This is a genomic window from Mesorhizobium sp. WSM4841 (assembly GCF_055811515.1).
Genome location: NZ_JBVVQC010000003.1, coordinates 265,278 through 291,049, shown reverse-complemented (window position 1 = coordinate 291,049; position 25,772 = coordinate 265,278). Strand labels below are relative to the sequence as shown.

The following is a 25,772-nucleotide window of genomic DNA, read 5'->3' as shown; positions in this document are numbered from 1 at the left end:
GGATCACCCTAGAAGTTTATGTGCTCGAGTTGATCTGACGGATAGGTTCTTGAGAGGTGATGCCGGTTCTGCTCGTCAGTGTATCCGAGGAGCTTTCCCGATAGCCATTCCAACTGCGGGCACCAGGCGCCGCGGTGTAGAAGCTCGAGAAGCAGCGAAAAGGCTTCCACTCTCCATGCTTCGCCCTCGCGGGCGTAGAAATAATAGTCGATGTTGAGCCGGGTTCCTCCCGGTCCTTTTGCTTCGAAAGTTCGGAGATGCTCGGACAGCGTTCCATTTGCAACATGGGTGGCGAGGCCAATGCATCGGATTTTTCAAAGCCGTCCACGCGCTCGTGGGCGAACATCGCTAAGGGCTTGGCCCCAGCAAGCATCATCTCCAGTTCACGATTGGTGTGCGGCGGGTATGGATAAGGCTTTTTGCCATTCATCTATTTCAATTCCCAACACTGCTGTGGAACGACACGGCGCTTCGGCTGAACGTTCCGAAAACCAATTGCGGCATGAATGCGGCATTCAGTTGCTGTTCAGCTTGCATCTCATATAAGCTCACATGCAAAGGGCGAGAATGCCTTGCGAAATGCAACAGAGGCGGTGGAAACACCGATATTGCAAATGTGGAAGTCTCTCGTCGCCGCCATTGCTTTTCTTGCCGTGGGCGGTTCAGCCTTCGCCGCCAGCGCGACCAACAAGGACGCCGAGACCCGCACACTCGTCGTGACCGAAGGCGGTGGCAAGACGGAGCTGGCGCTGGCCGCCGGCGAAACCGCGGAATTCTGCCCGACCGGCTGTTTCGTTACCATGCCGAATGGCGACCTCGAGGCGCTGACCGGTTCGGAAACGATCGAAATCTCAGGCGGCGTCGCCCGTATCAAGTAACGCATAATCAAACGACGACTTGTCTTTCGAAGGCCGGGCAGTTGCCCGGCCTTTTATGGTTTCGGATCATCGAAACTTAACGATTCCCGCTCCGCCCGGCGTCCTGTTTACGGCATTGGTGCTCGGGGTGCTGGCCCACGACACCCGCATCTACTTTCCCAATCTGATCCCACCGTTCCTGCTGCTCGCCGGTCCCTTCAAGGCGCTGTGGGCGAGCATCAAAGGGCGTCGCCCCGCAGTGTTGCACGTCGTTCCAAAAAATGGATCATGAGTTCCGCCTCCAGCCTGGCGCGCATCATTTTCCCTTGAAGCAGCTGATCTCTCAACACCAGTGCCACGCGTCCTTTTGGACGCGCACAGGACGCCGTAGAGTTTTTTCTGCGCATAATCCCAGTGGAAATCGGTTCCGATTTTTCGGGTTATGCGCCGGGGTCGCGCCGCACCTGCAGCGTGTCGCAAACAGGCGGTAGCACGATGGCCGTCGCCTGCATATTGTGCGCCGATCAAGCGGGTGCGGGCGCCCGCAGCAGCACTTTTGGAGTCGCGGGCAATGGCAGGGTTTCCGGAAAAGGCGAAGGTCGTCATCGTCGGGCTGGGCGGCATTGTCGGTGCATCGGTCGCCCACCACCTGATCGAGCGCGGATGGGACGACATCGTCGGCATCGACAAATCGGGCATCCCGACCGATATCGGCTCGACGGCGCACGCCTCCGACTTCTGCTACACGACCAGCCATGATTTCCTGTCCTGCTGGACGACGCTCTACTCCATCGATTTCTACGAAAAGATGGGCCATTACGCCCGCATCGGTGGCCTTGAGGTCGCCCGCGTCGGCGACGATGATCGCATGGAGGAGATCAAGCGCAAGATCGCCTCGGCAAAGGCTTTCGGCACGCGTGCCCGCCTGATCGAACCGGCCGAGATCAAGCAGAAGTTCCCGCTGATCGAAGAAGAGATGGTGCAGGGCGGCCTCTGGGATCCCGATGCCGGTCTCGTCATCCCGCGCTCGCAAACGGTCGCCGGCAAGCTGGTCGACCAGGCGGAAGCCTCCGGCAAACTCAAATCCTTCGCCAACACACCGGCCAGGTCGCTTATCGTCGAGAACGGTCGCATCAAGGGCGTGGTGACCGATCGCGGCACCATCGAAGCCGACTATGTGATTGTTTGCGCGGGTATCTGGGGCCGGTTGATCGCGGAAATGGTGGGCGAGGACCTGCCGGTGATGCCGATCGACCATCCGCTCACCTTCTTCGGGCCGTACACCGAGTTCGCCGGCACCGGCAAGGAGATCGGCTGGCCGCTGCTGCGCGACCAAGGCAACTCGGCTTACATGCGCGACACCGGCGATCCCAAGACCGCCGAAGGCGGGCAGATCGAGTGGGGCTACTACGAAGAGACCAATCCGCGACTTTGCCATCCGCGCGACCTTCTGGAGAAGGACCAGGCCCGTCTTTCGCCCTCGCAGCGCGACCTCGACATGGAACAGATCCTCGCCCCGCTCGAGCGGGCCATGGAACTGACGCCGATCCTGGGCGAACTGGGCTACAATGAGAGCCATTCCTTCAACGGGCTTCTGCAGGTGACGGCAGACGGCGGCCCCTCCATGGGCGAGAGCCAGAAGGTGCGGGGCCTCTGGTATGCCGTCGCGATCTGGGTCAAGGACGGCCCCGGCATGGGCAAGCTCATCGCCGACTGGATGACGGACGGCCGGACGTCGATTGACCATCATGCCATCGACTATTCGCGCTTCTATCCGCACCAGACGCAAGAGCAGTTCATCTGGGACCGCTGCACCGAAACGGCGATGAAGGTCTACAATCCGGCGGTGCATCCGCGCGAGCCCTTCTCCAAGGCCCGCGACGTGCGCCGCTCGCCTTTCTGGGAGCGCGAGAAGGAACTCGGCGGCTATTTCATGGAGCTCGGCGGCTGGGAGCGCGCCCATGGCTATGCCGCCAACGAGCACCTGCTCGAAAAATACGGCAACCGGGTGCCGGTACGCGAAAACGAGTGGGACAACCGCCATTTCTGGCGCGTCTCCAACGCCGAGCATCTCGCAATGAGCGAGGATTGCGGCATCGTCAACCTGTCGCACTTCGCGATGTACGATGTGGAGGGTCCGGATCATGTCGCGCTGATGGAGTGGCTGTGCGCGGCCAAGATCGGCGGCGACGGCAATATCGGCAAAGGCATCTACACCCATTTCCTCGACGATCACGGCATGGTGCGCGCTGACCTGACGGTCATCCGCATGGCCGACCGCTGCCGGGTCATCGACGGCGCAGATGCCGGCCCGCGCGACTTCCAGTACATGCGGCGGACGGCAGAAGACAAAGGGTTCGACGTCACCGTCACCGACGTGACCGAAAAATACGTGACCATCGGCATCTGGGGTCCGAACGCGCGCTCGACTTTGCAGAAGGTCGTCGAGGACCCGGATGGCCTGACGCCGGAGAACTTTGCCTTTGCGGCAATCAAGCCTGTCAGGATCGCCGGAAAGGACGTGACCGCTTTCCGCATCTCCTATGTCGGCGAGCAGGGCTGGGAACTGCATATGCGATACGAAGACGGGCTGGCCGTATGGGACGCGTTGCGTTCGACCGGCGTAATGGCCTTTGGCGTCGAGACCTATGCCAACAGCCGCCGCATGGAGAAGAGCCTGCGCCTGCAGAATGCCGACCTTCTGACCGAGTACAATCTGCTGGAGGCCGATCTTGCCCGCCCGAAGGTGAAGGAGGCTGATTTCAGCGGCAAGGCAAAGCATCTGGAATATCGCGCCCGCGCGCATCAGCCGGCCATGCTTTGCACGCTTGTCATGACGGATAATATCGATTCCAGGGGCGTTGCCCGTCATCCCGTCGGCACGATGCCGGTGATGGACCCGCAAACGGGTGAGACGCTGGTCGACGAACTCGGCCGCCGGTCTTTCACAACCTCGATCGCCTACGGCCCGACCATCGGCAAGAACATTGCGCTCGCCTATCTGCCCTGGGCGTATTGCCAGGAGGGCCGCAAGCTGACTGTCGAATATTTCGGCGAGAAATACCCGGTCGAAGTGGCCGCCGTCGGCTACAGACCGCTCTACGATCCGGAGAACCTCAATCCACGCAGCTAAGCGTTGACTGTCTACGGGTCCTCCCGCAGGAGGGTAAGGGGCGGGTTCGCAAAAACGTGAACGCAAAGACTTAGCCCGGCGCCGGGCTTTTCGCTTTATGACACGACGATTCTCGCTTACCTTACCGCATGTCTGCTTTTCCCCACGCAAGACATCTCCTCTCTGCTACGGCCGCGCTTGCGCTGGTGCCTTGGCTGACGCCGGAATCCCGCGCCGCCGAGCCTGTCGACATCGAGCTGGTTCTAGCCGTCGACGTTTCGCTTTCGATGTCGCCGGCCGAACTCGAAATCCAGCGACGCGGCTATGTCGCGGCGCTGACGCACGACACGGTCTTGCAGGCCATCGCCGATGGCGCCTATGGCAAGATTGCCGTCACCTATGTCGAATGGGCCGGCACGACCTGGCAGCATGTCATCGTGCCGTGGACGGTAATCGCCAATCGTGCCGACGCGGAGCGGGTGGTCGAGCAACTCTCCGCCCATATGCCCAACAGCGCCCGGCGCACCTCGATTTCCGGTGCCTTGCAATTCGGCAGCGATCTCTTCGCCGAAAGCGGCTTTCAAGGCGTCAAGCGCGTCATCGACATTTCGGGCGATGGCCCCAACAATCAAGGTGCTCCCGTCGACATCACCCGTGACGGGCTGGTCAAGCAAGGCATCACCATCAATGGCCTGCCGCTGATGACCCGGAGCGGCTTCACCAGCGTCTACGACGTCAACTATCTCGACCGCTACTACACCGACTGCGTCATCGGTGGGCCCGGCGCGTTCATGATCCCGGTCAATGAGTGGACGCAGTTTCCCGAAGCGATCCGCCGCAAGCTGGTGCTCGAGCTTGCCGGGCCTGACTCACCGCGATGGGCGGCGGAAGAAGCGGCGCATCTGCCGGTCGTGCTGGCGCAAGACAAGCCGGCCACCGACTGCCTGGTCGGCGAGAAAATGTGGCGCGACCGAAGCTGGATGTTCGACAGTCGCTAGAGTATCGGACCCTCTAGACTTGGCGAGCTCCTCGCCGGGAGGCATGGCGTCTACGCGACCAGCAACTGCTTGCGATCGACGCGCTCCTGCTGCGGCGAGCGCGCATAGAGCTCGCGGTAGCATTTGGAGAAATGCGAGGCGGAGACGAAGCCGCAGGCGACCGCCACTTCGACCACCGGCATCGATGACTGGATCAGCAAGTGCCGGGCCCGGTCGAGGCGGATTTCCAGATAATAGCGGGCAGGGGATCGTCCCATCTCGGTGCGGAACAGGCGCTCGATCTGCCGGCGCGACAGGTCAACGTGATCGGCGATCTCGATCAGCGACAGCGGCTCGGACAGGTTTGCCTCCATCAATTCTATGATGGTCAGCACCTTGGAGTTCTGTACGCCAAGGCGTGCGCGCAGCGGCAGGCGCTGGCGATCGGTCGGGCTGCGTACGCGGTCAGTCAAAACCTGCTCGCAGACCCGGTTGACGAGGTTGTCGTCGAAATCGTCGCCGATCAGCTTCAGCATCATATCGAGCGCCGCGGTGCCGCCGGCGCAGGTATAGATGTTCTGGTCGATCTCGAAGAGGTCGGCAAAGACATTGGCCTTCGGGAACGCCTCGGAAAAGCCCGGCAGGTTTTCCCAATGAATGGCGCAGCGCTTGTTGGACAACAGGCCGGCGGAAGCCAGTATATGCGCGCCAGTGCACAGGCCGCCGATGGCGACGCCGCGGTTGTATTCCTCGCGCAGCCAGGCAAAGGCCGATCTGTTCTGGTAGCGCTCGACATTGATGCCGCTGCAGACGACCGCCATGTTCGGCCGTTCGGGGCCGGACATCTTCTTGCGTTCGTCCTCCAGCGAAGTGTTGACGGCGCATTCGACGCCGTTCGAGGCTCGCACCGGCTTGCCGTCGATGCTGGCGAGCCGCCAGCGGTAGGCCTCGTAGCCGAGCATCCGGTTGGCCGAGCGCAACGGATCGAGCGCCGTCGCAAATGCGATCATGGTGAAATCGGGGACCAGGAAGAATACAAACGATCGCCTGACCGGATGATTTACGACGTTCACAGGGTAGCCCTCACGCTGCAATGGCGCGAACAGGATGTCGCGATCAGCATAGCGACATCAGGAAAAACCTTTCCTGTCAATTGGCTAGGCGGCGACGGAAAGACTTTATTTGCGACACGGGTCGCAAATGGGCAATCGCTATACGTTGACGGTCCCAACATGCCGCCGGATTGAGCAAAATATGCGGCATGTGGTCGGCACATGACAAAAAAACGCCGCCTCGGCAAAACCGAAGCGGCGCTGTGATCAACTTCGAAGCAGCAGCAGGGAGCGCCGCTTGCGAGCTTGTCAGATCAGGCGACGAAGCCGAGGCGCGCGGCGGCCACGGCGCCGGTCTGGCCAGGCATGGTGTTGGCAAGGCGCTGGCGCTCGAGCGCGGTCGTCAGGTTCATTTCACGGCGAGAAAAAAGGCGGGCAAAAAGCTTCATCATCATCTCCATTCGGTTGCTCAGACGGGTCGCCTTCGCTTGATGGAGTGGGGCAGCTCGTTGGCTGGCGCTGATATAGGCTTACGTGAGGGGAAACTAAATCGCAAAAGCGAACCACTTGATATGAAAAGCGACACGGAATGTGACAAATTTTGGCAACTGGCAAGATTTGTGATTATTTATAGGGCGTTAGCTCGAAATATGGGCTGCTATGCAGCCTGTTCATATGCGCCATGCGGCGGTGACATGGCTCCAAAAAACATTTGATTACAAATAAAAAGGCCTGCCGGACATGATCTGCGCGGCAGGCCTTCAGCTTTGACTACACACGATCTATTTTGCTCCACCAGCCCAGGATCCAACGCCATGGCGAGTGCCGGTCTTGGTGTCGGCGGCTTCGGGCCAGCCGATATCCTTCTGCAGTTCGATCGGCAGAGAGCGGATGGCGCGTTCGGTCTGGTAGCGGGCGCGAGCCGCGCTGAATTCGGTCGCGATGCGGCCGATGGATGACAGGATGGACATTTTCATTCTCCTTTACGTTGAGCCGGGAGTTTGCCGGTCGCTCCGCACACGAAGCGCTACTTCAGGTTTGTTTCAGCTTCATTTCGTGTCGATTGCAGATCCGTGTCATGGGCCGTTTCAAGGCACTTTCGATACGTCTGCCTTCGATGGAGTTGACTATCCTCCCAAAGTGATGTTCAATCAAACGAAATGGAATGATGGTTTGCATCAGAAAAATTGAAGGTGGATCCCGATGAACGCCCCACTCAATCATCCGTTGCCGCTGCTCGATCTCGACGTCTTGCGCACCTTCGTGGCAATCGCCGAGACCGGCAGCTTCACCACCGCGGCCAATGCCGTCTTCCGCACGCCGTCGGCCGTTTCCATGCAGATCAAAAAGCTGGAGGACATTCTTGGCCGCTCCGTGTTCGCGCGCGATGCGCGCTCGGTGACGCTGACCACGGATGGCGAGATGCTGCTCGGCTACGCCCGCCGGCTGTTGTCGATCAACCGCGAGGTGGTATCGAAGTTCATCATCCCCGATATCGTCGGGGTGGTGCGGCTCGGCTCGCCGGACGATTATGGCGAGCGCGTGCTGCCGCATGTGCTGAAGCGTTTTGCGCAGTCGCATCCTTCGATCGCGGTCGACGTCACCATCGACCAGAGCAGCAATCTGCGCCGGCGCATGGACGACCGGGCGCTCGATATCACGCTGCTCACCAATTCCTACAAGACCAGCGCACTCGGCGCCGAAGTGCTGCTCACCGAACCGATCGTCTGGGCCGGCGCCAAGGGTGGCTGCGCGCATCTGCGCGAACCGCTGCCGGTGTCCTTGTGGGAAGAGGGCTGCGCCTGGCGGGCCGGGGCGCTCGAAGCGCTCGGCCGTGAGGGCCGCAACTATCGCGTCGCCTATATGAGCGCGCACACGGCCGGCCAGCGCGCCGCAATCATGTCCGACCTCGCGGTGGCGCCGCTGCCGAAATCGTTCCTCGGCAGCGACATGGTCGAGCTTTGCCCGAAGGACGGCATGCCGGATATCGGCACCTACAATCTGGCCATGGTCGTGGCGCCGGACGCCAGCGCGCCGGTGAAGGCGGTCGCCGACCACATCCGTGCGACCTTCGAAGTGTTCAGGGAAACCGGGAAATTTTGATTCAGGACCTCAACGGCGCAGCCAGGTTGTGAGCGGTGACGTCGCGATCTGTCCTTTGCAGCGCCAATTCGCCGGCCTTGGCGTGATAGCTCTCGGTTTCGCTGGTTAAAAACGCCACGATGCTGTCTCGCGCGCGACGCGCTTCTGGCATGTCGATCAGCGGCCAGACATGGAACATGCCTTGCTCGTGGACGACCTCTATCTCGACACCGGCGGCACGGGCCTTTTGCGCGAAGACCAGATTGTCGGGGGTCAGCATATCGCGCGAACCGGTCAGAAGCAGCGTTTTCGGCAACACCGAGAGGTCACCGTAAAGCGGGCTGATGCGCCAGTCGCTGGGATTTATGCCGGCACTGTAGAGCCGGACCGCCTCCAGCCCGCCAGGAATTCCCAGCCACGGATCGTAGCGTTCCGCCTCGAACACTTCGGGGTTGGCAAGCGACAAATCGAGGCCGGGCGAAATCAGCACGTGGCGCGACGGCAAGGGCTGGGCTTCTTCCGCGGCCATCATGGTCAGCACCACGGCCATGTTGCCGCCGGCGGAATCGCCCATGAAGACGATGTCTTGCGCTTCCGCTTCGTCGAGCATCTGGCGGTAGACCTCGCCGACCATGCCGAACATGGCGTGGAAATCGTGTTCGGGAGCAATGGGGTAGATCGGCACGGTGATGCCGAAGCCCAGCCGGTCGGCCATATCGGCGATCAGCCCCCAGTGATAGGACGTGATTTGAAAGACATAGGCGCCGCCATGCAGGTAGAGGATACGCTTTCGCTCGCCGGCCTTGGGCGCGATTTCGTAGACGGGAAAGCCGTCAACGCTGCGCGTCGTGATCTCGAAACGTGATCGCAGCGAGGCGGGCGGCTGGTGGTTCTCCGTCTTGCGCGCATAGGCGATCCAGCGCTGCAGGTTTTCCGGGCTGGAAAAGGCTTTCTTGCGGCTATACCTGAGCACGAAGGAAACGACGTGGCTTTTGATACTGGGCATGCGGACACACGGACTTCGGCTGAGCCGACTAAGAGAACCCCTCGCTATCGAAGATCGTGCCTTCGCCCAGAATGTCAAGATTTGCACGGTTTCAACACGGTTGTGTGATTCAGCCATAAGCAAGACCGGCGGTGGTCATTGCCCATGTGCCGCCGCAACGCTCATCGCGGAGGCAGCAGTGCGGCGCGCAGCCGACTGTCGCTTGCTGCCGGAGCCGCATGACGGCTCCGGCGCTTGGCCAGCAGCTTGCATTTGTCGGCGAAGGTCATCAGCGCGCCGAACCCAGAAGCAGGGCCGGGGAGGTGACCTGCGGGTCTTCGCGCGGCGACACGGGCCAGCCGATGTCCCTCTGAATTTCGGGCGGCAGGCTGTTCAGGGCCCGGACCGACCTGTTCCTGTTGTGCGCATGCCTGATGGCCGCACCAAAGCGGCCGAGGCTCTCGAACATCGACATCTTCATCTCCCTTGAAGTGCTGCGGCGGCTGAAAGTTATTTCCTGCCTGCCGTTCGATGCCGGTTAAATGCGCCGTGCATGTATCTGGTGGATTTCACGGAATACAGCGTCTTGTTTCAGTTTGAGCTGATCCGGAAACATTTGCATGCAAACGAGAATGAGGGCGAAGTGCAGCTTTTAGCAGCGGGATGCTACCCCCGGCCGCGCCGGGCCGCGTGGCCTTCGCGCGAACGCCGCCGCGGGGTGGCGTCGCCGGCAATGCCGTCCTCGCTGACGGTCTTGCGCGGTGGCAGTTTCACCGCCGCCGATAGTTTCGGGAACGGGTCGACCTTGTTCGGCAGCGCCATGGCATAGACGAAATGCTCCTGGAATCTCGGCTCCAGCGCGGTCTCGATCTTCTCGATCCGGCTCACCGTTTCCTCGATCTCGCGGCGATAGCCGCGGTTCAAGAGTGCCATGCGCGCGCCGGCACCGGCGGCGTTGCCGACGGCCGAGACCTTGTCGAGATCGCAGTCGGGGATCAGTCCCAGCACCATTGCGTATTTCGGATCGATGAAGGAGCCAAAGGCGCCGGCGAAGTGGATGCGATCGACATGATCAGTATGCTGCTTTTCCATCAACAGCTTGGTGCCGGCGTAGAGGGCCGCCTTGGCGAGTTGGATGGCGCGCACATCGGTCTGGGTGATGGTGATACTGGGTTCACCCTCCTTCAGCACGTAGGAGAAGGTGCGGCCATTCGCGGTGACCCGCAGCGAGCGGGCGGAGAGCCCGCCATCGACGACACCGTCCTCGGAGATGATGCCGGCCAGATACATTTCGGCGACCACCTCGATGATGCCGGAGCCGCAGATACCGGTGACGCCGGTTGCCTGCACGCTGTCGAGGAAGCCGGGTTCGTCGGACCACAGTTCCGAGCCGATGACGCGGTATTTCGGCTCCAGCGTGTCGGGATCGATGCGGACGCGCTCGATGGCGCCGGGGGCGGCGCGCTGGCCGCCCGAGATTTCAGCGCCCTCGAAGGCCGGACCGGTGGGCGAGGAGGCCGCCACGACCCGCTGGCGATTGCCGAGCACGATCTCGGCATTGGTGCCGACGTCGACGATCAGCATCATCTCGTCCTGGCGGTGCGGGCCTTCCGACAGTGTCACCGCCGCCGCGTCGGCGCCGACATGGCCGGCGATGCAAGGCAGCATGTAGAGCCTGGCGCCCTGGTTGAGCTTCAGGCCGATATCCGACGCCTTGATGTGCACGGCACCCGAGACGGCCAGCGCGAAGGGTGCGCCGCCGAGTTCGGTCGGGTCGATGCCGAGGAACAGATGGTGCATGATCGGATTGCCGACGAAGACGGAATCCAGGATGTCGTTGCGCTGGACGTTGCCTTCCGCGCAAACCTTATCAACGAGACCAGAGATCGCCTCGCGCACCGCGACCGTCATGCCCTCGCGGCCGTCCGGGTTCATCATCACATAGGAAACGCGGCTCATCAGATCCTCGCCGAAGCGGATCTGCGGGTTCGACGTGCCCGACGAGGCGGCGACGCGGCCCGACAGCAGCGACACCAGATGCATGGCGATGGTGGTCGAGCCGATATCGCAGGCAAGCCCGTAAGCCTCGTTCTTGAGGCCGGGCCACAACGAGATGACCCGCGCGATCTCGCTTTCGGCATCCTTATGGATGGCGGCGGTCGCGGTCCAGTTGCCCTTGCGCAAGATGCCTTGCACCTGCGGCAACAGATGGAAATCGAAATCGAGGCTCTTGAGCCCCCAGTCCTTCATCAGCGCGATCTTCAGGCGATCGAGATCGCCTGATGGATTGTGCATGTCGGGCTCTTCGATCTCGACATAGCACATGTGGATTGCCGAATCGCGGGCGATGACCCGGGTGTCGGCGTCCTTGCGGATGGTCTGCGCGTTGATGACCGTGTCCTGCGGCACGTCGACGACGAGATCGCCGAGGATCTGCGCCGAGCAGGACAGGCGGCGCCGTTCGGGGAGGCCGCGCACGCGTTCGTAGCGCTCTTCCTTGGCGCCCTTGGGCGAGATGTGGTCGTTGGAGGAAACGATCTTGTGCTTGGCGAAATTGCCTTCCTGCACCTCGACCTGGCAGCGCCCGCAAGTGGCGCGTCCGCCGCACACGCTCTCGACATAGACGCCGAGCTGGCGTGCGGCATCGAGCACCGGCGTGCCGACCGGAAACCGCCCGCGCTTGCCGGACGGCATGAACAGCACGAGCGGATCGGTGATGTTGGCAGGAGAGTTCACGATTGCGCGCTTATCCTCGGGCCATACGGGCTTCACGGCCACCGCGCCGGCGGCCGCCATTGCCATTGCCTTCGCCCGGCGCATTGACTTGTGTGGGCGCCGCGATCGCCTGGCCGCCTTCGGCCGGCTTGTAGTCCTTGTAGGTCCTGATCCAGTTGGTGCAGTTCTCGTCGGTGCCGTTCAGCACATTGGCGCCGCGCACCGCCTCCATCTCCTGCGGCCGCACCGGGTTCATGATCGCCGAGGTCATGCCGGCGCCGATCACCATCGGGATGAAGGCGGCATTAATGCCGTGGCGATGCGGCAGGCCGAACGAGATGTTTGACAGGCCGCAGGTGGTGTTGACCTTGAGCTCTTCACGCAGCCGGCGCAGGAGGGCAAAGACCTGGCGGCCGGCGTCGCCGAGCGCGCCGATCGGCATGACCAGCGGGTCGACGACCACGTCATGCGCCGGAATGCCGAAATCGGCGCAGCGCTCGACGATCTTCTTGGCGACGGCGAAACGCACATCCGGATCCATCGAAATGCCTGTCTCGTCATTGGAGATGGCGACAACCGGAACATTGTATTTCTTGACCAGCGGCAGGATGGCTTCGAGCTTCTCTTCCTCGCCGGTGACGGAATTGACCAGCGGCCGGCCCTTGGCGACCTTGAGCGCCGCCTCGATCGCGGCGGTCACCGAACTGTCGATCGACAGCGGCAGGTCGACCAGCCCCTGCACGATCTCCAGCGTCTGCACCAGGAGGCCGGGTTCGGTCTCGTTCGGGTTGACCGAGGTGACGCCTGCATTGACGTCGAGCATGGTCGCGCCGCAGGCGGCCTGTTCCAGTGCGTCCCTGATGACGGTATCGAAATTGCCTGCGATCATCTCAGCCGCGAGCTTCTTTCGCCCGGTTGGATTGATGCGCTCACCGATCACGCAGAAGGGCTGGTCGAAGCCGATAATGATTTCTCGTGTCGCCGAGGCGACGATCGTCCGGGTCATGAAATCTCTCCCTCGTGATATAAAGACTTCTTTATATCGTTTCTGATTTCGATCAAGCGAATGGTGACCGTCCGCGCCATCAATGCGCGGTCTTGACCATGTCGACCTGCGTTTCGGTGATCTCGTCGTGTAATATGTGGTCGAGCCGCTCGGCGACGAGCTGGTCGTCGCGGCGGATTTCGCGTTTCCAGGGCTGGCGGCCCTTCAGCACGCCCGATTCATCGACGATCTCGGCGACGTACTCCTCCTGGCGATAGGCCATCACATGGACGCCGGAGACGCCGGGAATCTCTTTCACCTCGTTGATGATGTCGATGCAGAGCTGCTTGCCCTCTTTCTTCTGGTCCTGGGCGCCTTCCAGCCGCTTGACGATCGAGTCGGGGATATGAATGCCCGGCACGTTGGAGCGGATCCATTTGGCGGTCTTGGCCGAGGCCAGCGGCCCGACGCCACACAGGATGAAGCATTTTTCCGTGAAACCGAGATCGCGGACCCGCTGCATGTAGGTGCGGAACATCGGCACGTCGAAGCAGTACTGGCTCTGCACGAACTGCGCGCCGGCGGCGATCTTCTTGCCCAGCCGGTAGGGGCGGAAATCGATCGGCGGCGCGAACGGGTTGATCGCCGCACCGAGAAAAAGCTGGGGCGGCGTCGTCAGCTTGCGGCCGGACAGGAACTTGCCGTTGTCGCGCATGATGCGGCAGGTTTCGAGCAGCGACATGCAGTCAAGATCGAATACCGGCTTAGCGCCTGGCTGGTCGCCGGCCTGCACGCCGTCGCCGGTCAGGCACAGCATGTTGGCGACGCCCATCGCCGCCCCGCCTAGCACGTCGCCCTGGATGGCGATGCGGTTCCTGTCGCGGCAGGCGATCTGCATGATCGGGGCATAGCCCATGCGGGTCAGCAGCGCACAGATGCCAACCGACGACATGTGGCAGTTGGCGCCCGACGCGTCGACGGCGTTGATGGCGTCGACCCAGCCGTCGAAGATCTTGGCGCGGTTGTAGACGTCTTCCGGATCGGCGCTGTCGGGCGGGTTGAGCTCGGTCGTCACGGCGAACTCGCCGCGTCTCAGGACGCGCTCCAGCCGGCCGCGCGAGGTGTGGCCGGGCAGGGGGTCGAGCGGCAGATGGATGCCGGCCGGGTTCTCGTCGGGCTGGCGGCCGATCATGCCGGTGCCCCGGTGTTCGGAGCGTTGCGCGCGGCTTCGCGGGCGGCGGCAGCCTGTGCGGTCACCCGCAGCCATGCCGACGTCTCACGCAGCGACTGGTCAACCGGCTTCTGCACGTCGAGAATCTTGTCGCCATGCACCATGTTTCGCGAACCTTCCCAGGCCTTGACCCAGACGCACGGCATATCAGGCTCGACCTCGCAATTGCCGTTGGCGCGCACACCGCCGCAAGGGCCATTGCGCAATTGCTTGGGACAATTCATCGGGCATGACATGCCGGTAGAGGAAAGGATGCACTGGCCGCACATGCGGCAGTCAAACATAAAACCCTTGACGCGTTTTTCGACGAATTTGATCGGACCTTCGACGCGGCCGTAACCGATGCCCTTCCATAGCGGATGGAGGAGCAAAAACATGTCGGAGAACCTGGCGTAGAACCATTCGAGCAGTCGCGAGTGGCGGACGGACCACAGCCGGACAGCGAAGGACCGCTGCACGCGCCGCTGCGGCGACACGTCGGCCGGCTTGTAGTCGGATTTCGGCGCTGCCTTCTTGACCAGAGTGGCCTGGGTAATCGCCGGGGTCGTTTCAGACATCTTCTTTTCCGCCCGCCTTGACCAGAGCGACCAGCCGCTCGCGGTCGTATTTCGCGTCGATGTCCTGAAAGGCTTTTTCGGCCTCGCCTTCAAGATCGTCGCTGACCGGCACGGGGTCGGCCTTGCGCCATTCGGCCAGGTAGTCGTCGGTGCCGCCGGCGCCGGTGCGCATCGCGCACATGTCGATCGCCTCGGTAAAGCGCAGCGGCAGTTCGCGCTTGGCGTTCTGCCGGCCTTTCCTGACGATGACCTGGGCGGGGATGTCGCGCCAGTAGACGACGATCAGATCGGCCATGAATTCCTGCTCCCGTAGAGGCCGTGCGTCCAATCGGGTGGACAAAGGACGCTCTACCACTTTGACTCAGCTGCATCGTGCTTTCCGGAGATCGATCTTCGGGCCGATGCAGTGGTTTCGAGCATTGCCGGAAGCGCTGTTGGGCTGCTTGTTATGGGACGACGCGCGCGCATTCAAAAGCGACGCGATTGAAGGCCACAAGGGAAAGATGAAAGTTTTTGGTATTTGGCTTGGTATGGATCAGCCGGCGCGACGATCGAAGCTGCCGACAAGCTTCCTGTGGAAGCGGATATAGCCTTGCTCGGTCGTGCGCAGATGTTCGGCGACAATCTGGTGGAAACGCGGCAGGCGGTGAAAGGGAACGGCCGGATAGGAATGGTGCTCGGAGTGGTAGGGCATGTTCCACGCCACGAAGCGTACCAGCCGTGTGGTAAAGGTGGTGCGGGTGTTTTCGAGCATGTTGGCGACATGCGGGCACAGCGCATGCTCGGCCAACAGATAGGCCCGCAAGAACGGCTGGCCGACGAGCACCGGCACAATCCAGACCCACAGCAGCAGCGCCGACTGCACGGCCAGGGAGGCCGCCAGCAGCACCGCATAGGCGATCAGAAACCAACGTGCTTCCGAAATCACCTTGTCGCGGCCCTTGTCAGGCACGAAGCCGTCGCGGTTGCGGCCGGCCGCGTTGACGACGATCACGCGCGCCATGCCGCTCCAATAGGGGATCCCGGAGAGATAGCGCAGGTACTGGGCTATGGTCTCCGGTTTCGGAGCCATCAGTTCGGGATCATTGTCCGGATCGTGCGTGTGGCGGTGGTGCGCGAAATGGAAATAGCGGAACCATGCCGGCGGCAGCAGGATCAGGAAACCGGTCACGGCGGCGATGGCGCGATTGAGCCACGGCGTCCTAAATGCCGTCTCGTGGATGGTCTCGTGCAACAGCGTGAAGAAGAAGACGATCAGGATTCCCTGCGGCAGCATGAGAACCGGCCACAACGGAATGCGGGCGGCGATCAGCACGCCCAGCACGACAACCAGCCCGCCGTGAACGGCCAGCCGGACAATGCCGGGCCTGTCCAGTTTGGCGGTGAGGTCGCGACGATCCTCGACCGAAAGGCTGGCGATGATGGTGCGGTGGTCGTTTTCGCTCATGGGGGCCAAGCTTATCGCCGGGGCGCTGTCCGGTAAATCGGTGCTCGTTAACAGACGCCGGTTTTACGCCGGTCCAGAAATAGAACCAGATCGTCGGATGACCACTGTTTCGAGGGCAGGCCGGGATATGATGTGGCAAACTTGCCGGCTGCGCATCCCTGACCGCCTCGATGCTATCGCGTGAGAATGCCGCCTGCCGCAGCGCGTAGCTTGAAATCGTATCGCCTGCCTCAGGCTTGCCGCGCACCTGCCGCAGCACGCCGCAAGCTAGGGATCGCGGGCTCAGCGCTTGAATTCAAGGATGTCGAGCTTCGATTCGTAATAGGGCGCCGGGAACTCGATGCGCCATTCGTTGGCGCTGTTGCGAAAGACATAGCCGACCTGATCGCTTTGTGGGCCGCCGCCATAGGGTTTTGCAGGATCGTCGTTGACAGAAAGGGAGCCGAGATAGATCGAGCGCTTTTCGCCGTCGTCGAAGAAACGTCCCTTGGTGCGCTGCGAACCGGTGATTTTTTCCAGCATCCAGCCCGAACCGTCGTCGCTCACCTTGCACTTGAACCAGCCATAGATGACGAGCGGACTCAGCCCGCCGGCCTTGATGGTACGGCACTGCCAGTTGCCGGTCAGGTCCTTGTCGGAAAACGAGACCAACGGCTTTGCCAGCAAGGCGTCGAGCTGCTTGATATCGGCGGCGTCGCCAGCCCTGGCTTCGTCAAGGGCTGCCTTGCGCGTCTCGTCATATTTGTCGAGCCGCACCTTGTCGGCGGGCGTGATCAGCTTCTGCACCTCGCCATCGGCGAGCGCGGGCAGAGCGAAGCAGACAACGCCTGCGGCAATCAGGAGGCGAGCGACCATCGGTGCGTTTCCTAGTCGAAAGCTGGATCAGCCTGTTTTCTCGTTTGGCATACAACTTACCCGTTCGCGGCGACCTGTCATCCGTGCTTAACAGCGATCGGGTTAAAAATCGTGATTTCGCCGATGCGGATCTTGCTTTCGGGATCGTCAGGCTGGCTGGGCAGCGCGCTAGCGCCGCGCCTGCGGGCTCTTGGCCATGGCGTCATCGGCCTCGATCCCGCCCCGTCGGCGCAAACGCAGGTGATCGGCTCGGTCGCCGACCGTGATCTGGTCATGCGGACGGTCAGGGAAAACCGCATCGAGGCGATCATCCACAGCGGCGCGCTGCACAAGCCTGACATCGAACACAACCGTAATGAGGATTTCATCGAGACGAATGTGCGCGGCACGCTCAACCTGCTCGACGCGGCGGTGACATCAGGCGTTCAGCGCTTCATCTTCACGTCGACGACCTCGCTGATGGTCTCGAAAGCCATAAGCGCCGGCTTGACCGGCGGTGCGGGCAGGGCCGCCTGGCTGACGGAAGACGTGTCGCCCGAGCCGCGCAACATCTACGGCGTAACCAAGCTTTCGGCCGAGCATCTTTGCCGCCTCTATCACATCCAGTCCGCACTGCCGGTGATCGTGCTGCGCACTGCCCGGTTCTTTCCCGAAGCAGACGACATGGCGCATGCGATCGAGCAGTCGGACGCCAACACCAAGGTCAATGAGCTGTTGTTCCGCCGACTGACGGTGGAAGATGCCGCCGAGGCCCATGTCGCGGCGCTGGAGAAGGCGCCACAACTAGGCTTCGACATCTTCATCATCTCGGCGCCAACGCCGTTCCGGCCTGATGATTGCGAGGCATTGATCGCTGACGCGCCGCCCGTCGTCGCCCGCTATTTTCCGGAATTTCCGGCGCTCTATGCGCGAAAGGGCTGGACGATGTTTTCCTCGATCGACCGCGTCTACGACGCCTCGCGGGCGCGGGACAGGCTGGGCTTCGTCTGCAAGACGAGCTTTGCCGCTGTGCTCGCCGGGCTTGCAGCGGAAGATGGTGCCGCCTGATCGAACGGTCAGCTGTGTGCCGCGGCGCTGGCCAGCTCCGTCGTCAGATCGCCATAGCCGGTCGAGCGGCGCTCATAGGCGAGGCCGAGCATTTTCGCCGCCTTCTCGGCGACCTTGTCGAGTTCCGGGTCGTCGGTCTGGGCGATATAGACCAGCTTCTCGTAATTGCCGAAATAGTCCTTGATCAGCTCGGGATGCCTGTCGAGGCCGAGCGGCTTCATGAAGAAGGCGTCGAACTGCCGGCACAGGAAATCGGTCATGTAGAACGACATCATGTCGTCGTCGGCGACCTTCGCATAGGTGTCCATGCCCTGGTAGAAGGCAAAGCAGTGCGGACCGGCCATGCGCTCGACGCCATGCTTCTCGCAGACGCGGTCAAGCAGGCCGCCGGTGCCGCAATCGGCATAGCCGACGAAGATGTTTCTATAGCCGTCCGCCTTGGCCTTCTCGATTGCCTTGTCCATGGCCGGCGCGATGCGGTCCGGGTAGAAATGGAACTCCGCCGGCAGGCAGGTCAGCTCGAGATGGTCGAGGCCCAGCTGCTCCTTGACGGCCAGAACTTCGCGCGCAATCATCCCGCAGGCGATGACAAGCAGCCTGTCGCCTTGATCGGGTTGTAGCTTTCGCGCAATGCTCATGGAACCAGTCTAACCGATTTTCGTTGCTGTCCCACGAATCTATCTGTTGAGGGAGATACCATTCATGAAACCGCTACGCATTGCACCGATCGCAATTCTCGCTTGCGCCCTGGCACTTTCGGCCTGTGCCAACACCATCCGTGGCGTCGGCAGGGACGTCAAATCGACAGCCAACGCGGTTGAGGACACGGTCGAGAACCCCTGATCCGCAGTCTCGCCAACGCGCATTGCTCTCAAGATAGTTCAAGCGATGCGCATTAAGTCCTTGTAACATCTGGGAACAAGAAAGTCGTGCTGCAAGGCGCGGATCGGTTTTTGGTCCATGCCGAATTCGCCCAGATGAGGCCGAAGCGCGGACGTCGTGTCCGCCTATTGCAATTATTTTCGTTGGGGCGGGCACGAAAAGTTGACTTTTCGAGCGGGGGATATGCCGTTAATCCTTTCTGGTACCCTCAACAACGAAGCTAGAAGCTAGGAGCCATAGGATGAAGACCGCTCTCTTAGTTGTCGCCGCTCTGGGCCTTTCGGTGTCCGGCGCCGCAGCGGAATGTGTTGGCCACACTAAAACGACGGCTTCCGTAGATCAGCAAACCAAAGCTGCAAGCGTAGATCAGCAGACCAAAGTCGCAAGCGTCGCAAATACGCCGACAACTGCCGACACGCCGATCCTGAAAAAGGAAGAGGCAAAAGAGTCAGAATAGGCGCTTCAACCCGCCCGAACGCTCCGAGCGAGGCTTGCCGCGCTCAACTTCCCGTCCAAAGTTTCACCGGTATGTTCGCTGCGGGGCGCTGTTGCTTGTTGATGTCAAGACATGTCAGCGTCGCGCGCCGCCTCGGCTTGGTATAGCATAAGTACGGGCTGTCGTACTTATGCTTCGGTCTCCTCCTTGGTCTGCCATCCCCCAGCCGCGCGGGCGAAATATCTAAATATCCTGCGATCGCCATCCCAACGGCTATTCCCATAAGCCCATTGCAACGCCGCGACGAGCAAGCAGCAACAGGTGATGTTGGCGTGGTGGCTATGGCACCTAGGGTGGTGGCAAATGAACGTTTGCAGTGCGCCTAGGGAGATCCGCCTTTGAGGGCGATCAGGCCGATCAGGATTGCGCTTGCCGCAGCAACCGACGCCCACCAAGTCGCATCGCGCGAAGGTCGCCAGTGTCGGCGGGGTCCAGCGCGCTTTCGCCACTGGCCAGTTCGATTGTCGTAGCGCGATTTTTCCACTCCTCCCAGAGTCAACAATGCGTTTGTTGCCAATCGGAGACCAGACGCGCGCCCAAGGGTCGGCTTTAGGTGGCGCGCGCCAAGCCAACGGCTATTCCCAAGGCGATCGGCCCGCGCATGGCTGGAGTGCAGGTTTAACCTCATCGATCGAAACCGACTTCATCACAATGAACGGCGACAATCTCAAAGAGTCAGGGCATGACCGGCGCATCGGAATTCTGCTGGATCGAATAGATGTGTTGGCTGGGAAATAGCACAGTTAGGCGCTCCGCGAAGGTAATCGCTGAGGCTGAGCGCGCCGAACGCGCCGCAAAGACGGCAAGATTGAAATCCCTTCGCATGGCAACTCAGAGTGACTTGAATGTTTCGTTTCCGGAGGAGCTCGATTGCTCGCTCCTCGTCGCGGCACTGATTCAAGGCGAATCATCGGGCCAGCCTTTCAACCGTCTCAATGATGGCTTTGGCAAGGGCTTCGCCTTCATGGACAGGCTCGGATCCGAATAGCAACAAAACTGCTTCCGCGCTCGGAAGCAAGCCGGGCCGGCAGGTCTGTTCAAAAGCCATGCGAACCAGTTTGAGGGCGGCCCAGGCGCTGCGGATGTTCTGTTGGACTTCCATGCTAGCGCACCATGTCACGCAGCGGCTTCTTGCGCTCCTGCGGCGGGTATTTCTCCACCCGCCTGACCTTATCCAAACCCACCGTAACCAGCGATCCAAGGTCGATCGTCACCTTGCCGGCCTCCTCGTCTATGCGCGTAATCTCGCCAGAAAGCTCAATATGCTGGCCGCGCTTGACCTTTGTAGAATCGCGGATGGAGTGCCGGAATTCGTAGGAGGGGATGGAGACGCTTACGCGGTCCCTCGCTTACCGCCTTCGCACAGTGGCTGTGATCGCCGCCACGTCAAGAGGTTGCTGATAGACGAGACAACGCGCTTCGCTCTAGCGGGAACGGCCCAGCGGCTTGGTTGCGAGGGGGACTGGCAGCTGGAGGCCGCTGGGCCTTGACCAGCTAGCTTAAGAGGAGGCGCTGTGCTGGCTGACCAAAAACTTACGCTCAAGGCAACGGAATAGCATCATTCGAACGAACACTGTTCGTCAGCATGTTCCTGATGCTGGACATCCGAAGGGCAAGGCAGGCCAGCGGACAATGAGGAGCCGCATTTTGCCCCCATGTCGAGAGGCTGGCGGAACCTATTGTTTGGTCTGCAGCGGCTCATGGTCGGGGAGATGATGATGCAGCACCTCGGCAAGGTTCCGCTTGTCGATCGTTTGGGCCAAACGGGGCGTTTGAAAGACGGCCCGACAGCCAATCGGGGGCGACAAGCTGGCCGCCGGGCCTAACCAGCGGGCAATTGGGTCCGTTCGCCGGTTGGGCCGAACTATAGGTCATTCCATGCAACATTTCTAATTTAGTAAAATGGTCATGATCCGTTCCCTTAGTCATCAAACCGGATGAGCCTAGAGTCAATTTGGTGCCTAACGGGAGGAAGAGTGACCGGCATCCCGCCTCCGTTTTGCGGTGCTGATCAAGCGGAACATTAGGAGTTTCTAACAGTTATCTGGGAGCAGTGGGCCTATCCCCGCTTGGCCCCCGCTGCAGATCGGGCCCGCAGCCCGATCGGCCCGCGCTCAGAGGAGGAGCGCGGGCTTCTCCTTGTCAGTGCGATACGCCAGATAAGGGGATGGCCGGCGCCGCTTTGGGGGGCGTTGGGGTAGAGTGCCTTGTAGGGCGCCGGCCGGGCGGCGTTGGGGTCCGCCGCACGAATAAGCTAACACAGGTTGGGACCGTGGGTATGGCGTGATCGCGGAAGTACCGTGCTTCCCAATAGCTAGCCAGCCAGCGCCATGCCGACGGCAATGCCTATGCCGATCGAGAATCCAGTGGCGAGCTTGCCGCCGAGGTCAATGGCGCGCGGGGCCGACGGCACCGGGCCAGTCCCTGCGGGGAGTTGGTTAAAAAGCTCAGGCCGAAGCGCGGACGTTGTGCTTGCGCTTCATGAAGTCCTTGGCGGTCTCGACCGCCACGGCAGCGTCGCGGCAATAGGCGTCGGCACCGACTGCCTTGCCGAACTCCTCGTTGAGCGGCGCGCCGCCGACCAGCACGACATAGTCGTCGCGGATGCCCTTTTCCTTCATCGTATCGATGACGACCTTCATGTAGGGCATGGTCGTCGTCAGCAGCGCCGACATGCCGATGATGTCGGGCTGGTGCTGCTCGATGGCGTCGAGATATTTTTCCACCGCATTGTTGATGCCGAGGTCGATGACGTCGAAGCCGGCGCCCTCCATCATCATGCCGACAAGGTTCTTGCCGATGTCGTGGATGTCGCCCTTGACGGTGCCGATCACCATCTTGCCCTGCTTTGGCGCGCCGGTGGCGACGAGCAGCGGACGCAGGATGAACATGCCCGCCTTCATCGCGTTGGCCGACAACAGCACTTCCGGCACGAACAGGATGCCGTCGCGAAAATCCTCGCCGACGATGCGCATGCCTTCGACCAGCGCCTCGGTCAGCACCTTGTAAGGCGCCCAGCCGCGCTCGAGAAGGATGTTGGTGCCTTCCTCGATCTCTTCCTTCAGCCCGTCATAAAGATCGTCGTGCATCTGCTGCACGAGCTCGTCGTCGGAAAGCTCGGAAAGGATGATCTCGTCGTCGGCCATTTTTAATCCAGCTCCTTGCCGCACGGATACAGTTGCGGGGCCTCAAATATCACGTCAATACCTAACCCGCTACAGGCTTGCGTCCATAGCTGATTTGCGACTTCCCGCAAAAGGAAAGCGACTGCAAATCTATTGGAATTCTTGTCGATTTTGCGACAGGCGTTGGCGCTGGCGGGCCGTTTCGAATAGGGTGCATGACTACGATCCGGCCAGAAGCCGCGATATGCGGCCGTAACAATTGCGCCAGAACAAAGTCAGGGAAGAACGATCATGAGTGAGAACACGGCGGTCGACCAGGAAGCGTCAAACGCGCGGCGCGGACGCGCCGCCAGCGGTGGCGCCGCTGCCCGGCGGGCGGCGCGCTCGGGTGGCGGCCCCGGCACCCAGCTCACCTACATCAAGCGCAAGATCAACGTCTATGAGGTGCTGGACGAGGAAGGGCTGGCGCTGATCGAGAAGAACACCGACACGGTGCTCGAGGAGATCGGCATCATCTTTCGCGACGACGCCGAGGCGCTGCAACTCTGGAAAGAAGCCGGTGCCGACGTCAAGGGCGAGCGCGTGCATTTCCCGAAGGGGCTCTGCCGCTCACTTTTGAAAACCGCGCCGTCCGTCTATACCCAGCATGCCCGCAATGCAGAACGTTCGGTGCAGATCGGCGGCAACGCCACGGTCTTCGCGCCGGTCTACGGCCCGCCCTTCGTGCGCGACCTCGATGGCGTCAGGCGCTATGCGACGATCGAGGATTTCCAGAATTTCGTGAAGCTCGCCTATATGGCGCCGTCGATCCACCATTCGGGCGGCACGGTGTGCGAGCCGGTCGACGTGCCGGTCAACAAGCGCCATCTCGACATGATCTACAGCCACATCAAATATTCGAATAAGCCGTTTATGGGCTCGGTCACCGCGCCGGAGCGCGCCGAAGACACGGTTGCGATGGCCAAGATCGTGTTCGGCGACGATTTCGTCGAGAACAATACGGTGCTGACCAGCCTGATCAACGCCAACTCGCCGATGGTGTTCGACGAGACCATGCTGGGCGCGCTGAAAGTCTATTCGCGCCACAACCAGGCCTGTATCGTCACGCCGTTCATTCTCGCCGGCGCAATGAGCCCGGTGACGGTCGCCGGCACGCTGACCCAGGTTCTGGCCGAAGTGCTGGCCGGCGCGTCGTTCACGCAGCTGATCCGGCCGGGCGCGCCGGTGCTGTTCGGCACCTTCGCCTCGTCGATTTCGATGCAGTCGGGCGCGCCGACCTTCGGCACGCCGGAGCCGTCGCTCGTCTCCTATGGTGCGGCGCAACTCGCCCGCCGGCTTGGCCTGCCGTTCCGCACCGGCGGCTCGCTGTGTGCTTCGAAGATACCGGACGCGCAGGCGGCTTATGAGAGCGCCAACACACTGAACTCGACGATCCTTGCCGGCACCAACTTCGTGCTGCACTCGGCCGGCTGGCTCGAGGGCGGGCTCGCCTCCTGCTACGAAAAATTCATGATGGACATCGACCAGCTCGGCATGACGCAGAAGTTCTCCGAAGGCGTCGACCTGTCGGAAAACGGCCAGGCGATGGACGCCATCCGCCAGGTCGGTCCGGGCAGCCACTATCTCGGCTGTGACCACACCCAGGCCAATTTCCAGACCGCCTTCTACCGTTCCAATATCGCCGACAACAATTCCTACGAGCAGTGGCTGGCCGAGGGCGAAAAAACCGCGCCGCAGCGCGCCAACGAACTCGCCCGCCGCTGGCTGGAAAGCTACGAGGCGCCGCATCTCGATCAGGGTATTGACGACGGGCTGAAGGAGTTCATCGCCAGGAAGAAGGCGTCGATGGCCGACGCCTTCACCTGAAAGGAGCCCGAGTCAGGCGGGGCTAAAGTCGCCAACATCATCCACAAGGAAGTCTGGCGGAGCGCCTTCTCCGAGCCGGACAGGAAGGGATGATCCTCGAGCGCAGCCTGATCGAAAATATGGCGGCAGCGCTTTCCGCCTCCGGCCTCATGCTTCGCGGCGGCTTCAATTTTGCAGGCGGTGAGGAAACACCCTCCGGTCTCTCCGGCGCTGTCGCCAAATCCGTCCTGCTGGTCGGGCAGGCGGGCGCCGCGCCATGGCCGCATTTCCTGCGCTGGCGGGAGAGTCAATTGCAGACCGTTGCCAATCCGCTCGACACCTGGTCGCGCGAAGTCATCGGCGCGGTGGCGAAGACATTCGGGGCGCGGGCGGTTTCGCCCTCCGACAGGCCGTATCTGCCGTTCCAGCAATGGGCGATGCGGGCGGAGGGCTTGCGGCCGTCGCCGCTCGGCATCCTCATGCATCCGCAATACGGGCTCTGGCACGCCTATCGCGGCGCGCTGCTGTTCGAGGACGAAATAGCGCTTCCAGAAGCCCGCGACGTGATTCACCTTTGCGATGGATGTCTCGACAAACCTTGCCTGAAATCTTGTCCGGTCGGTGCCTATTCTGCAGATGGTTTCGCGCATGGAACATGTCTGGCGCATGTGCGTGGGCAAACGGCGCGCCTTGCCGGACCGGCGGCTGTCTCGACCGCAACGCCTGTCCCTACGGCGCGGCCTATCGCTATCCACCACAGGTTCAAGCCTTCCACATGACCGCGTTCGCGAGCCTGTAGCGTCGCCGAATGCCGCACGGATTTGCAGGGGTTGCCCCATTGCGACTTGCCCTGTTGGCCTGCGTGGATATCGCGCGACCGTGGTCGTCGTCTGACGGCTGACAAAAAAATTCTTTCCATTGCCCAAGGAATCGCCGCTAGCCTTCGTCCAACAGGCAAATGATGGCGCTGATGCTGGATGAAAGCGAAGCCTCCGACGCCGAGCTGATCGGTCGGGCGAAGGGCGGAGACAGGGGGGCTTTCGGCAAATTGCTCGAAAGGCACTATGACTTCGTCTATCGCGCCGCGTATCGCTGGTGCGGGAAAAAGGCCGACGCCGAGGATATCGCCCAGGAAGTCTGCGTTCGGCTCGGCCGGGCGATCCGCGACTATCATGGCAGCGGCGCCTTCACCACCTGGCTCTACACCATGACGCTGAATGCGGCACGCGACATGATGCGAAAAACCGTCCGCGAGACGATCAAGACCGAAGCCTACGGGGCTTATGAGCTGATCTCGGGAGAGGCCCCGGCCGAGCCCGAAGATCCAGCCGAGGCGCTTTGGGCGGCGGTGCGGATGCTGCCGGACAAGCAGCGCGACGCGGTGCTGCTCGTCTATGGCGAAGGGCTGAGCCACGCACTCGCTTCCGAGGCGATGGGCATCTCGGAGTCGACGGTTTCCTGGCACATCCATGAAGCGAAGAAACGGCTGAAGACGCTCATGCTTTCAGCCGGGGAAGTGTGA

Annotated in this window: 27 protein-coding genes and 1 pseudogene; 12 read left to right on the top strand and 16 right to left on the bottom strand. The window is 61.7% G+C overall.

Features of this window, described 5'->3' with window-relative positions:
- Positions 1-16: 16 nt before the first annotated feature.
- Entirely contained in the window at positions 17-430 is a 414-nt protein-coding gene (locus tag AC0L14_RS05270) for a hypothetical protein (protein WP_473748822.1), read from the bottom strand.
- 184 nt (positions 431-614) lie between these two features.
- Between AC0L14_RS05270 and AC0L14_RS05265 the strand changes: the two genes are divergently transcribed.
- From AC0L14_RS05265 to AC0L14_RS05250, 4 genes are all read left to right on the top strand, one after another.
- Entirely contained in the window at positions 615-878 is a 264-nt protein-coding gene (locus tag AC0L14_RS05265; protein ID WP_023798910.1) for a hypothetical protein, read from the top strand.
- Between the two features lie 19 nt (positions 879-897).
- On the top strand, positions 898-1,149 hold the full coding sequence (locus AC0L14_RS05260; protein ID WP_473748821.1) for a hypothetical protein: 252 nt from the start codon (positions 898-900) through the stop codon (positions 1,147-1,149).
- A 279-nt stretch (positions 1,150-1,428) separates the two neighbouring features.
- Positions 1,429-3,990, top strand: coding sequence for a GcvT family protein (locus AC0L14_RS05255; RefSeq protein ID WP_473486606.1), 2,562 nt, complete (start codon positions 1,429-1,431; stop codon positions 3,988-3,990).
- A 128-nt stretch (positions 3,991-4,118) separates the two neighbouring features.
- Positions 4,119-4,967 (top strand): DUF1194 domain-containing protein, encoded by an 849-nt coding sequence (locus AC0L14_RS05250; RefSeq protein WP_473486605.1) that lies wholly within the window; start codon positions 4,119-4,121, stop codon positions 4,965-4,967.
- A 50-nt stretch (positions 4,968-5,017) separates the two neighbouring features.
- Here AC0L14_RS05250 and AC0L14_RS05245 read toward each other — a convergent pair whose 3' ends face one another.
- The 3 genes from AC0L14_RS05245 to AC0L14_RS05235 form a co-directional block, all read right to left on the bottom strand.
- Positions 5,018-6,019 carry a GlxA family transcriptional regulator gene (locus tag AC0L14_RS05245; RefSeq protein ID WP_473486604.1) on the bottom strand — a complete coding sequence of 334 codons (1,002 nt, stop codon included), beginning with the start codon at positions 6,017-6,019 and terminating at the stop codon, positions 5,018-5,020.
- A gap of 293 nt (positions 6,020-6,312) precedes the next feature.
- Positions 6,313-6,459: a hypothetical protein gene (locus tag AC0L14_RS05240; RefSeq protein WP_163602974.1), complete on the bottom strand. Its 147-nt coding sequence runs from the start codon at positions 6,457-6,459 to the stop codon at positions 6,313-6,315.
- Positions 6,460-6,780: 321 nt separating this feature from the next.
- Entirely contained in the window at positions 6,781-6,969 is a 189-nt protein-coding gene (locus tag AC0L14_RS05235) for a hypothetical protein (RefSeq protein WP_077383673.1), read from the bottom strand.
- Between the two features lie 232 nt (positions 6,970-7,201).
- Here AC0L14_RS05235 and AC0L14_RS05230 point away from each other — a divergent pair, with 232 nt between their 5' ends.
- Positions 7,202-8,101 carry a LysR substrate-binding domain-containing protein gene (locus AC0L14_RS05230; RefSeq protein WP_029351948.1) on the top strand — a complete coding sequence of 300 codons (900 nt, stop codon included), beginning with the start codon at positions 7,202-7,204 and terminating at the stop codon, positions 8,099-8,101.
- A 1-nt stretch (position 8,102) separates the two neighbouring features.
- Here the strand turns inward: AC0L14_RS05230 and AC0L14_RS05225 are convergent, their stop codons facing one another.
- The 9 genes from AC0L14_RS05225 to AC0L14_RS05185 form a co-directional block, all read right to left on the bottom strand.
- A complete protein-coding gene (locus AC0L14_RS05225) occupies positions 8,103-9,086 on the bottom strand; it encodes an alpha/beta hydrolase (protein ID WP_473748820.1) in 984 nt (327 codons plus the stop codon).
- A 268-nt stretch (positions 9,087-9,354) separates the two neighbouring features.
- Complete coding sequence (locus tag AC0L14_RS05220) at positions 9,355-9,540, bottom strand: hypothetical protein (RefSeq protein ID WP_473486602.1); 186 nt, start codon at positions 9,538-9,540, stop codon at positions 9,355-9,357.
- A gap of 191 nt (positions 9,541-9,731) precedes the next feature.
- On the bottom strand, positions 9,732-11,861 hold the full coding sequence (locus tag AC0L14_RS05215) for an ASKHA domain-containing protein (protein ID WP_473748871.1): 2,130 nt from the start codon (positions 11,859-11,861) through the stop codon (positions 9,732-9,734).
- Complete coding sequence (locus AC0L14_RS05210) at positions 11,812-12,786, bottom strand: methyltetrahydrofolate cobalamin methyltransferase (RefSeq protein ID WP_077383680.1); 975 nt, start codon at positions 12,784-12,786, stop codon at positions 11,812-11,814. The genes AC0L14_RS05215 and AC0L14_RS05210 overlap by 50 nt, the downstream gene beginning before the upstream one ends.
- 79 nt (positions 12,787-12,865) lie before the next feature.
- The gene (locus AC0L14_RS05205) at positions 12,866-13,957 is read right to left on the bottom strand and encodes a methylenetetrahydrofolate reductase (protein WP_473486601.1); all 1,092 of its coding nucleotides are present in this window, start codon (positions 13,955-13,957) and stop codon (positions 12,866-12,868) included.
- Positions 13,954-14,553 (bottom strand): methylenetetrahydrofolate reductase C-terminal domain-containing protein, encoded by a 600-nt coding sequence (locus tag AC0L14_RS05200; protein WP_095494586.1) that lies wholly within the window; start codon positions 14,551-14,553, stop codon positions 13,954-13,956. Before AC0L14_RS05200 ends, AC0L14_RS05205 begins: the two co-directional genes overlap by 4 nt.
- The gene (locus AC0L14_RS05195; RefSeq protein ID WP_473748819.1) at positions 14,546-14,848 is read right to left on the bottom strand and encodes a virulence factor; all 303 of its coding nucleotides are present in this window, start codon (positions 14,846-14,848) and stop codon (positions 14,546-14,548) included. Before AC0L14_RS05195 ends, AC0L14_RS05200 begins: the two co-directional genes overlap by 8 nt.
- 240 nt (positions 14,849-15,088) lie before the next feature.
- Positions 15,089-16,000: a fatty acid desaturase gene (locus AC0L14_RS05190; protein WP_473748818.1), complete on the bottom strand. Its 912-nt coding sequence runs from the start codon at positions 15,998-16,000 to the stop codon at positions 15,089-15,091.
- 282 nt (positions 16,001-16,282) lie between these two features.
- Positions 16,283-16,855 (bottom strand): DUF4893 domain-containing protein, encoded by a 573-nt coding sequence (locus tag AC0L14_RS05185; RefSeq protein WP_473748817.1) that lies wholly within the window; start codon positions 16,853-16,855, stop codon positions 16,283-16,285.
- 123 nt (positions 16,856-16,978) lie between these two features.
- On the opposite strand from AC0L14_RS05185, the gene AC0L14_RS05180 reads away from it, so the two are divergent.
- The gene (locus AC0L14_RS05180) at positions 16,979-17,902 is read left to right on the top strand and encodes an NAD-dependent epimerase/dehydratase family protein (protein ID WP_473748816.1); all 924 of its coding nucleotides are present in this window, start codon (positions 16,979-16,981) and stop codon (positions 17,900-17,902) included.
- A gap of 8 nt (positions 17,903-17,910) precedes the next feature.
- Here AC0L14_RS05180 and AC0L14_RS05175 read toward each other — a convergent pair whose 3' ends face one another.
- Entirely contained in the window at positions 17,911-18,540 is a 630-nt protein-coding gene (locus tag AC0L14_RS05175; RefSeq protein ID WP_473748815.1) for a DUF1638 domain-containing protein, read from the bottom strand.
- 64 nt (positions 18,541-18,604) lie between these two features.
- On the opposite strand from AC0L14_RS05175, the gene AC0L14_RS05170 reads away from it, so the two are divergent.
- From AC0L14_RS05170 to AC0L14_RS05160, 3 genes are all read left to right on the top strand, one after another.
- Positions 18,605-18,745: an EncA/B family entericidin gene (locus tag AC0L14_RS05170; RefSeq protein WP_473486595.1), complete on the top strand. Its 141-nt coding sequence runs from the start codon at positions 18,605-18,607 to the stop codon at positions 18,743-18,745.
- A 280-nt stretch (positions 18,746-19,025) separates the two neighbouring features.
- A complete protein-coding gene (locus tag AC0L14_RS05165) occupies positions 19,026-19,241 on the top strand; it encodes a hypothetical protein (RefSeq protein ID WP_473748814.1) in 216 nt (71 codons plus the stop codon).
- A 408-nt stretch (positions 19,242-19,649) separates the two neighbouring features.
- Complete coding sequence (locus AC0L14_RS05160; protein ID WP_473748813.1) at positions 19,650-20,018, top strand: hypothetical protein; 369 nt, start codon at positions 19,650-19,652, stop codon at positions 20,016-20,018.
- A 169-nt stretch (positions 20,019-20,187) separates the two neighbouring features.
- Here AC0L14_RS05160 and AC0L14_RS05155 read toward each other — a convergent pair whose 3' ends face one another.
- Together AC0L14_RS05155 and AC0L14_RS05150 are read right to left on the bottom strand one after the other, a co-directional pair.
- The gene (locus AC0L14_RS05155; protein WP_473748812.1) at positions 20,188-20,382 is read right to left on the bottom strand and encodes a hypothetical protein; all 195 of its coding nucleotides are present in this window, start codon (positions 20,380-20,382) and stop codon (positions 20,188-20,190) included.
- A 1,345-nt stretch (positions 20,383-21,727) separates the two neighbouring features.
- Positions 21,728-22,426, bottom strand: a complete 699-nt coding sequence (locus tag AC0L14_RS05150) for a corrinoid protein (RefSeq protein ID WP_095494578.1) — start codon at positions 22,424-22,426, stop codon at positions 21,728-21,730.
- Between the two features lie 270 nt (positions 22,427-22,696).
- On the opposite strand from AC0L14_RS05150, the gene AC0L14_RS05145 reads away from it, so the two are divergent.
- From AC0L14_RS05145 to AC0L14_RS05135, 3 genes and pseudogenes are all read left to right on the top strand, one after another.
- Positions 22,697-24,271 carry a trimethylamine methyltransferase family protein gene (locus tag AC0L14_RS05145; RefSeq protein WP_473486592.1) on the top strand — a complete coding sequence of 525 codons (1,575 nt, stop codon included), beginning with the start codon at positions 22,697-22,699 and terminating at the stop codon, positions 24,269-24,271.
- An 89-nt stretch (positions 24,272-24,360) separates the two neighbouring features.
- Positions 24,361-25,049, top strand: a pseudogene (locus AC0L14_RS05140) (hypothetical protein).
- Positions 25,050-25,211: 162 nt separating this feature from the next.
- Positions 25,212-25,772: an RNA polymerase sigma factor gene (locus AC0L14_RS05135; protein WP_473486632.1), complete on the top strand. Its 561-nt coding sequence runs from the start codon at positions 25,212-25,214 to the stop codon at positions 25,770-25,772.

Bases quoted from the DNA above. Each gene is read 5' to 3' on its own strand.
- AC0L14_RS05165 (WP_473748814.1), top strand. From the start codon at position 19,026: ATGAAGACCGCTCTCTTAGTTGTCGCCGCTCTGGGCCTTTCGGTGTCC.
- AC0L14_RS05235 (WP_077383673.1), bottom strand. From the start codon at position 6,969: ATGTCCATCCTGTCATCCATCGGCCGCATCGCGACCGAATTCAGCGCG.
- AC0L14_RS05240 (WP_163602974.1), bottom strand. From the start codon at position 6,459: ATGGAGATGATGATGAAGCTTTTTGCCCGCCTTTTTTCTCGCCGTGAA.
- AC0L14_RS05220 (WP_473486602.1), bottom strand. From the start codon at position 9,540: ATGTCGATGTTCGAGAGCCTCGGCCGCTTTGGTGCGGCCATCAGGCAT.
- AC0L14_RS05230 (WP_029351948.1), top strand. From the start codon at position 7,202: ATGAACGCCCCACTCAATCATCCGTTGCCGCTGCTCGATCTCGACGTC.
- AC0L14_RS05190 (WP_473748818.1), bottom strand. From the start codon at position 16,000: ATGAGCGAAAACGACCACCGCACCATCATCGCCAGCCTTTCGGTCGAG.
- AC0L14_RS05265 (WP_023798910.1), top strand. From the start codon at position 615: ATGTGGAAGTCTCTCGTCGCCGCCATTGCTTTTCTTGCCGTGGGCGGT.
- AC0L14_RS05215 (WP_473748871.1), bottom strand. From the start codon at position 11,861: ATGGCGGCCGCCGGCGCGGTGGCCGTGAAGCCCGTATGGCCCGAGGAT.
- AC0L14_RS05175 (WP_473748815.1), bottom strand. From the start codon at position 18,540: ATGAGCATTGCGCGAAAGCTACAACCCGATCAAGGCGACAGGCTGCTT.
- AC0L14_RS05145 (WP_473486592.1), top strand. From the start codon at position 22,697: ATGAGTGAGAACACGGCGGTCGACCAGGAAGCGTCAAACGCGCGGCGC.
- AC0L14_RS05270 (WP_473748822.1), bottom strand. From the start codon at position 430: ATGAATGGCAAAAAGCCTTATCCATACCCGCCGCACACCAATCGTGAA.
- AC0L14_RS05135 (WP_473486632.1), top strand. From the start codon at position 25,212: ATGGCGCTGATGCTGGATGAAAGCGAAGCCTCCGACGCCGAGCTGATC.
- AC0L14_RS05200 (WP_095494586.1), bottom strand. From the start codon at position 14,553: ATGTCTGAAACGACCCCGGCGATTACCCAGGCCACTCTGGTCAAGAAG.
- AC0L14_RS05250 (WP_473486605.1), top strand. From the start codon at position 4,119: ATGTCTGCTTTTCCCCACGCAAGACATCTCCTCTCTGCTACGGCCGCG.
- AC0L14_RS05150 (WP_095494578.1), bottom strand. From the start codon at position 22,426: ATGGCCGACGACGAGATCATCCTTTCCGAGCTTTCCGACGACGAGCTC.
- AC0L14_RS05210 (WP_077383680.1), bottom strand. From the start codon at position 12,786: ATGACCCGGACGATCGTCGCCTCGGCGACACGAGAAATCATTATCGGC.
- AC0L14_RS05225 (WP_473748820.1), bottom strand. From the start codon at position 9,086: ATGCCCAGTATCAAAAGCCACGTCGTTTCCTTCGTGCTCAGGTATAGC.
- AC0L14_RS05255 (WP_473486606.1), top strand. From the start codon at position 1,429: ATGGCAGGGTTTCCGGAAAAGGCGAAGGTCGTCATCGTCGGGCTGGGC.
- AC0L14_RS05170 (WP_473486595.1), top strand. From the start codon at position 18,605: ATGAAACCGCTACGCATTGCACCGATCGCAATTCTCGCTTGCGCCCTG.
- AC0L14_RS05205 (WP_473486601.1), bottom strand. From the start codon at position 13,957: ATGATCGGCCGCCAGCCCGACGAGAACCCGGCCGGCATCCATCTGCCG.
- AC0L14_RS05185 (WP_473748817.1), bottom strand. From the start codon at position 16,855: ATGGTCGCTCGCCTCCTGATTGCCGCAGGCGTTGTCTGCTTCGCTCTG.
- AC0L14_RS05155 (WP_473748812.1), bottom strand. From the start codon at position 20,382: ATGGAAGTCCAACAGAACATCCGCAGCGCCTGGGCCGCCCTCAAACTG.
- AC0L14_RS05195 (WP_473748819.1), bottom strand. From the start codon at position 14,848: ATGGCCGATCTGATCGTCGTCTACTGGCGCGACATCCCCGCCCAGGTC.
- AC0L14_RS05180 (WP_473748816.1), top strand. From the start codon at position 16,979: ATGCGGATCTTGCTTTCGGGATCGTCAGGCTGGCTGGGCAGCGCGCTA.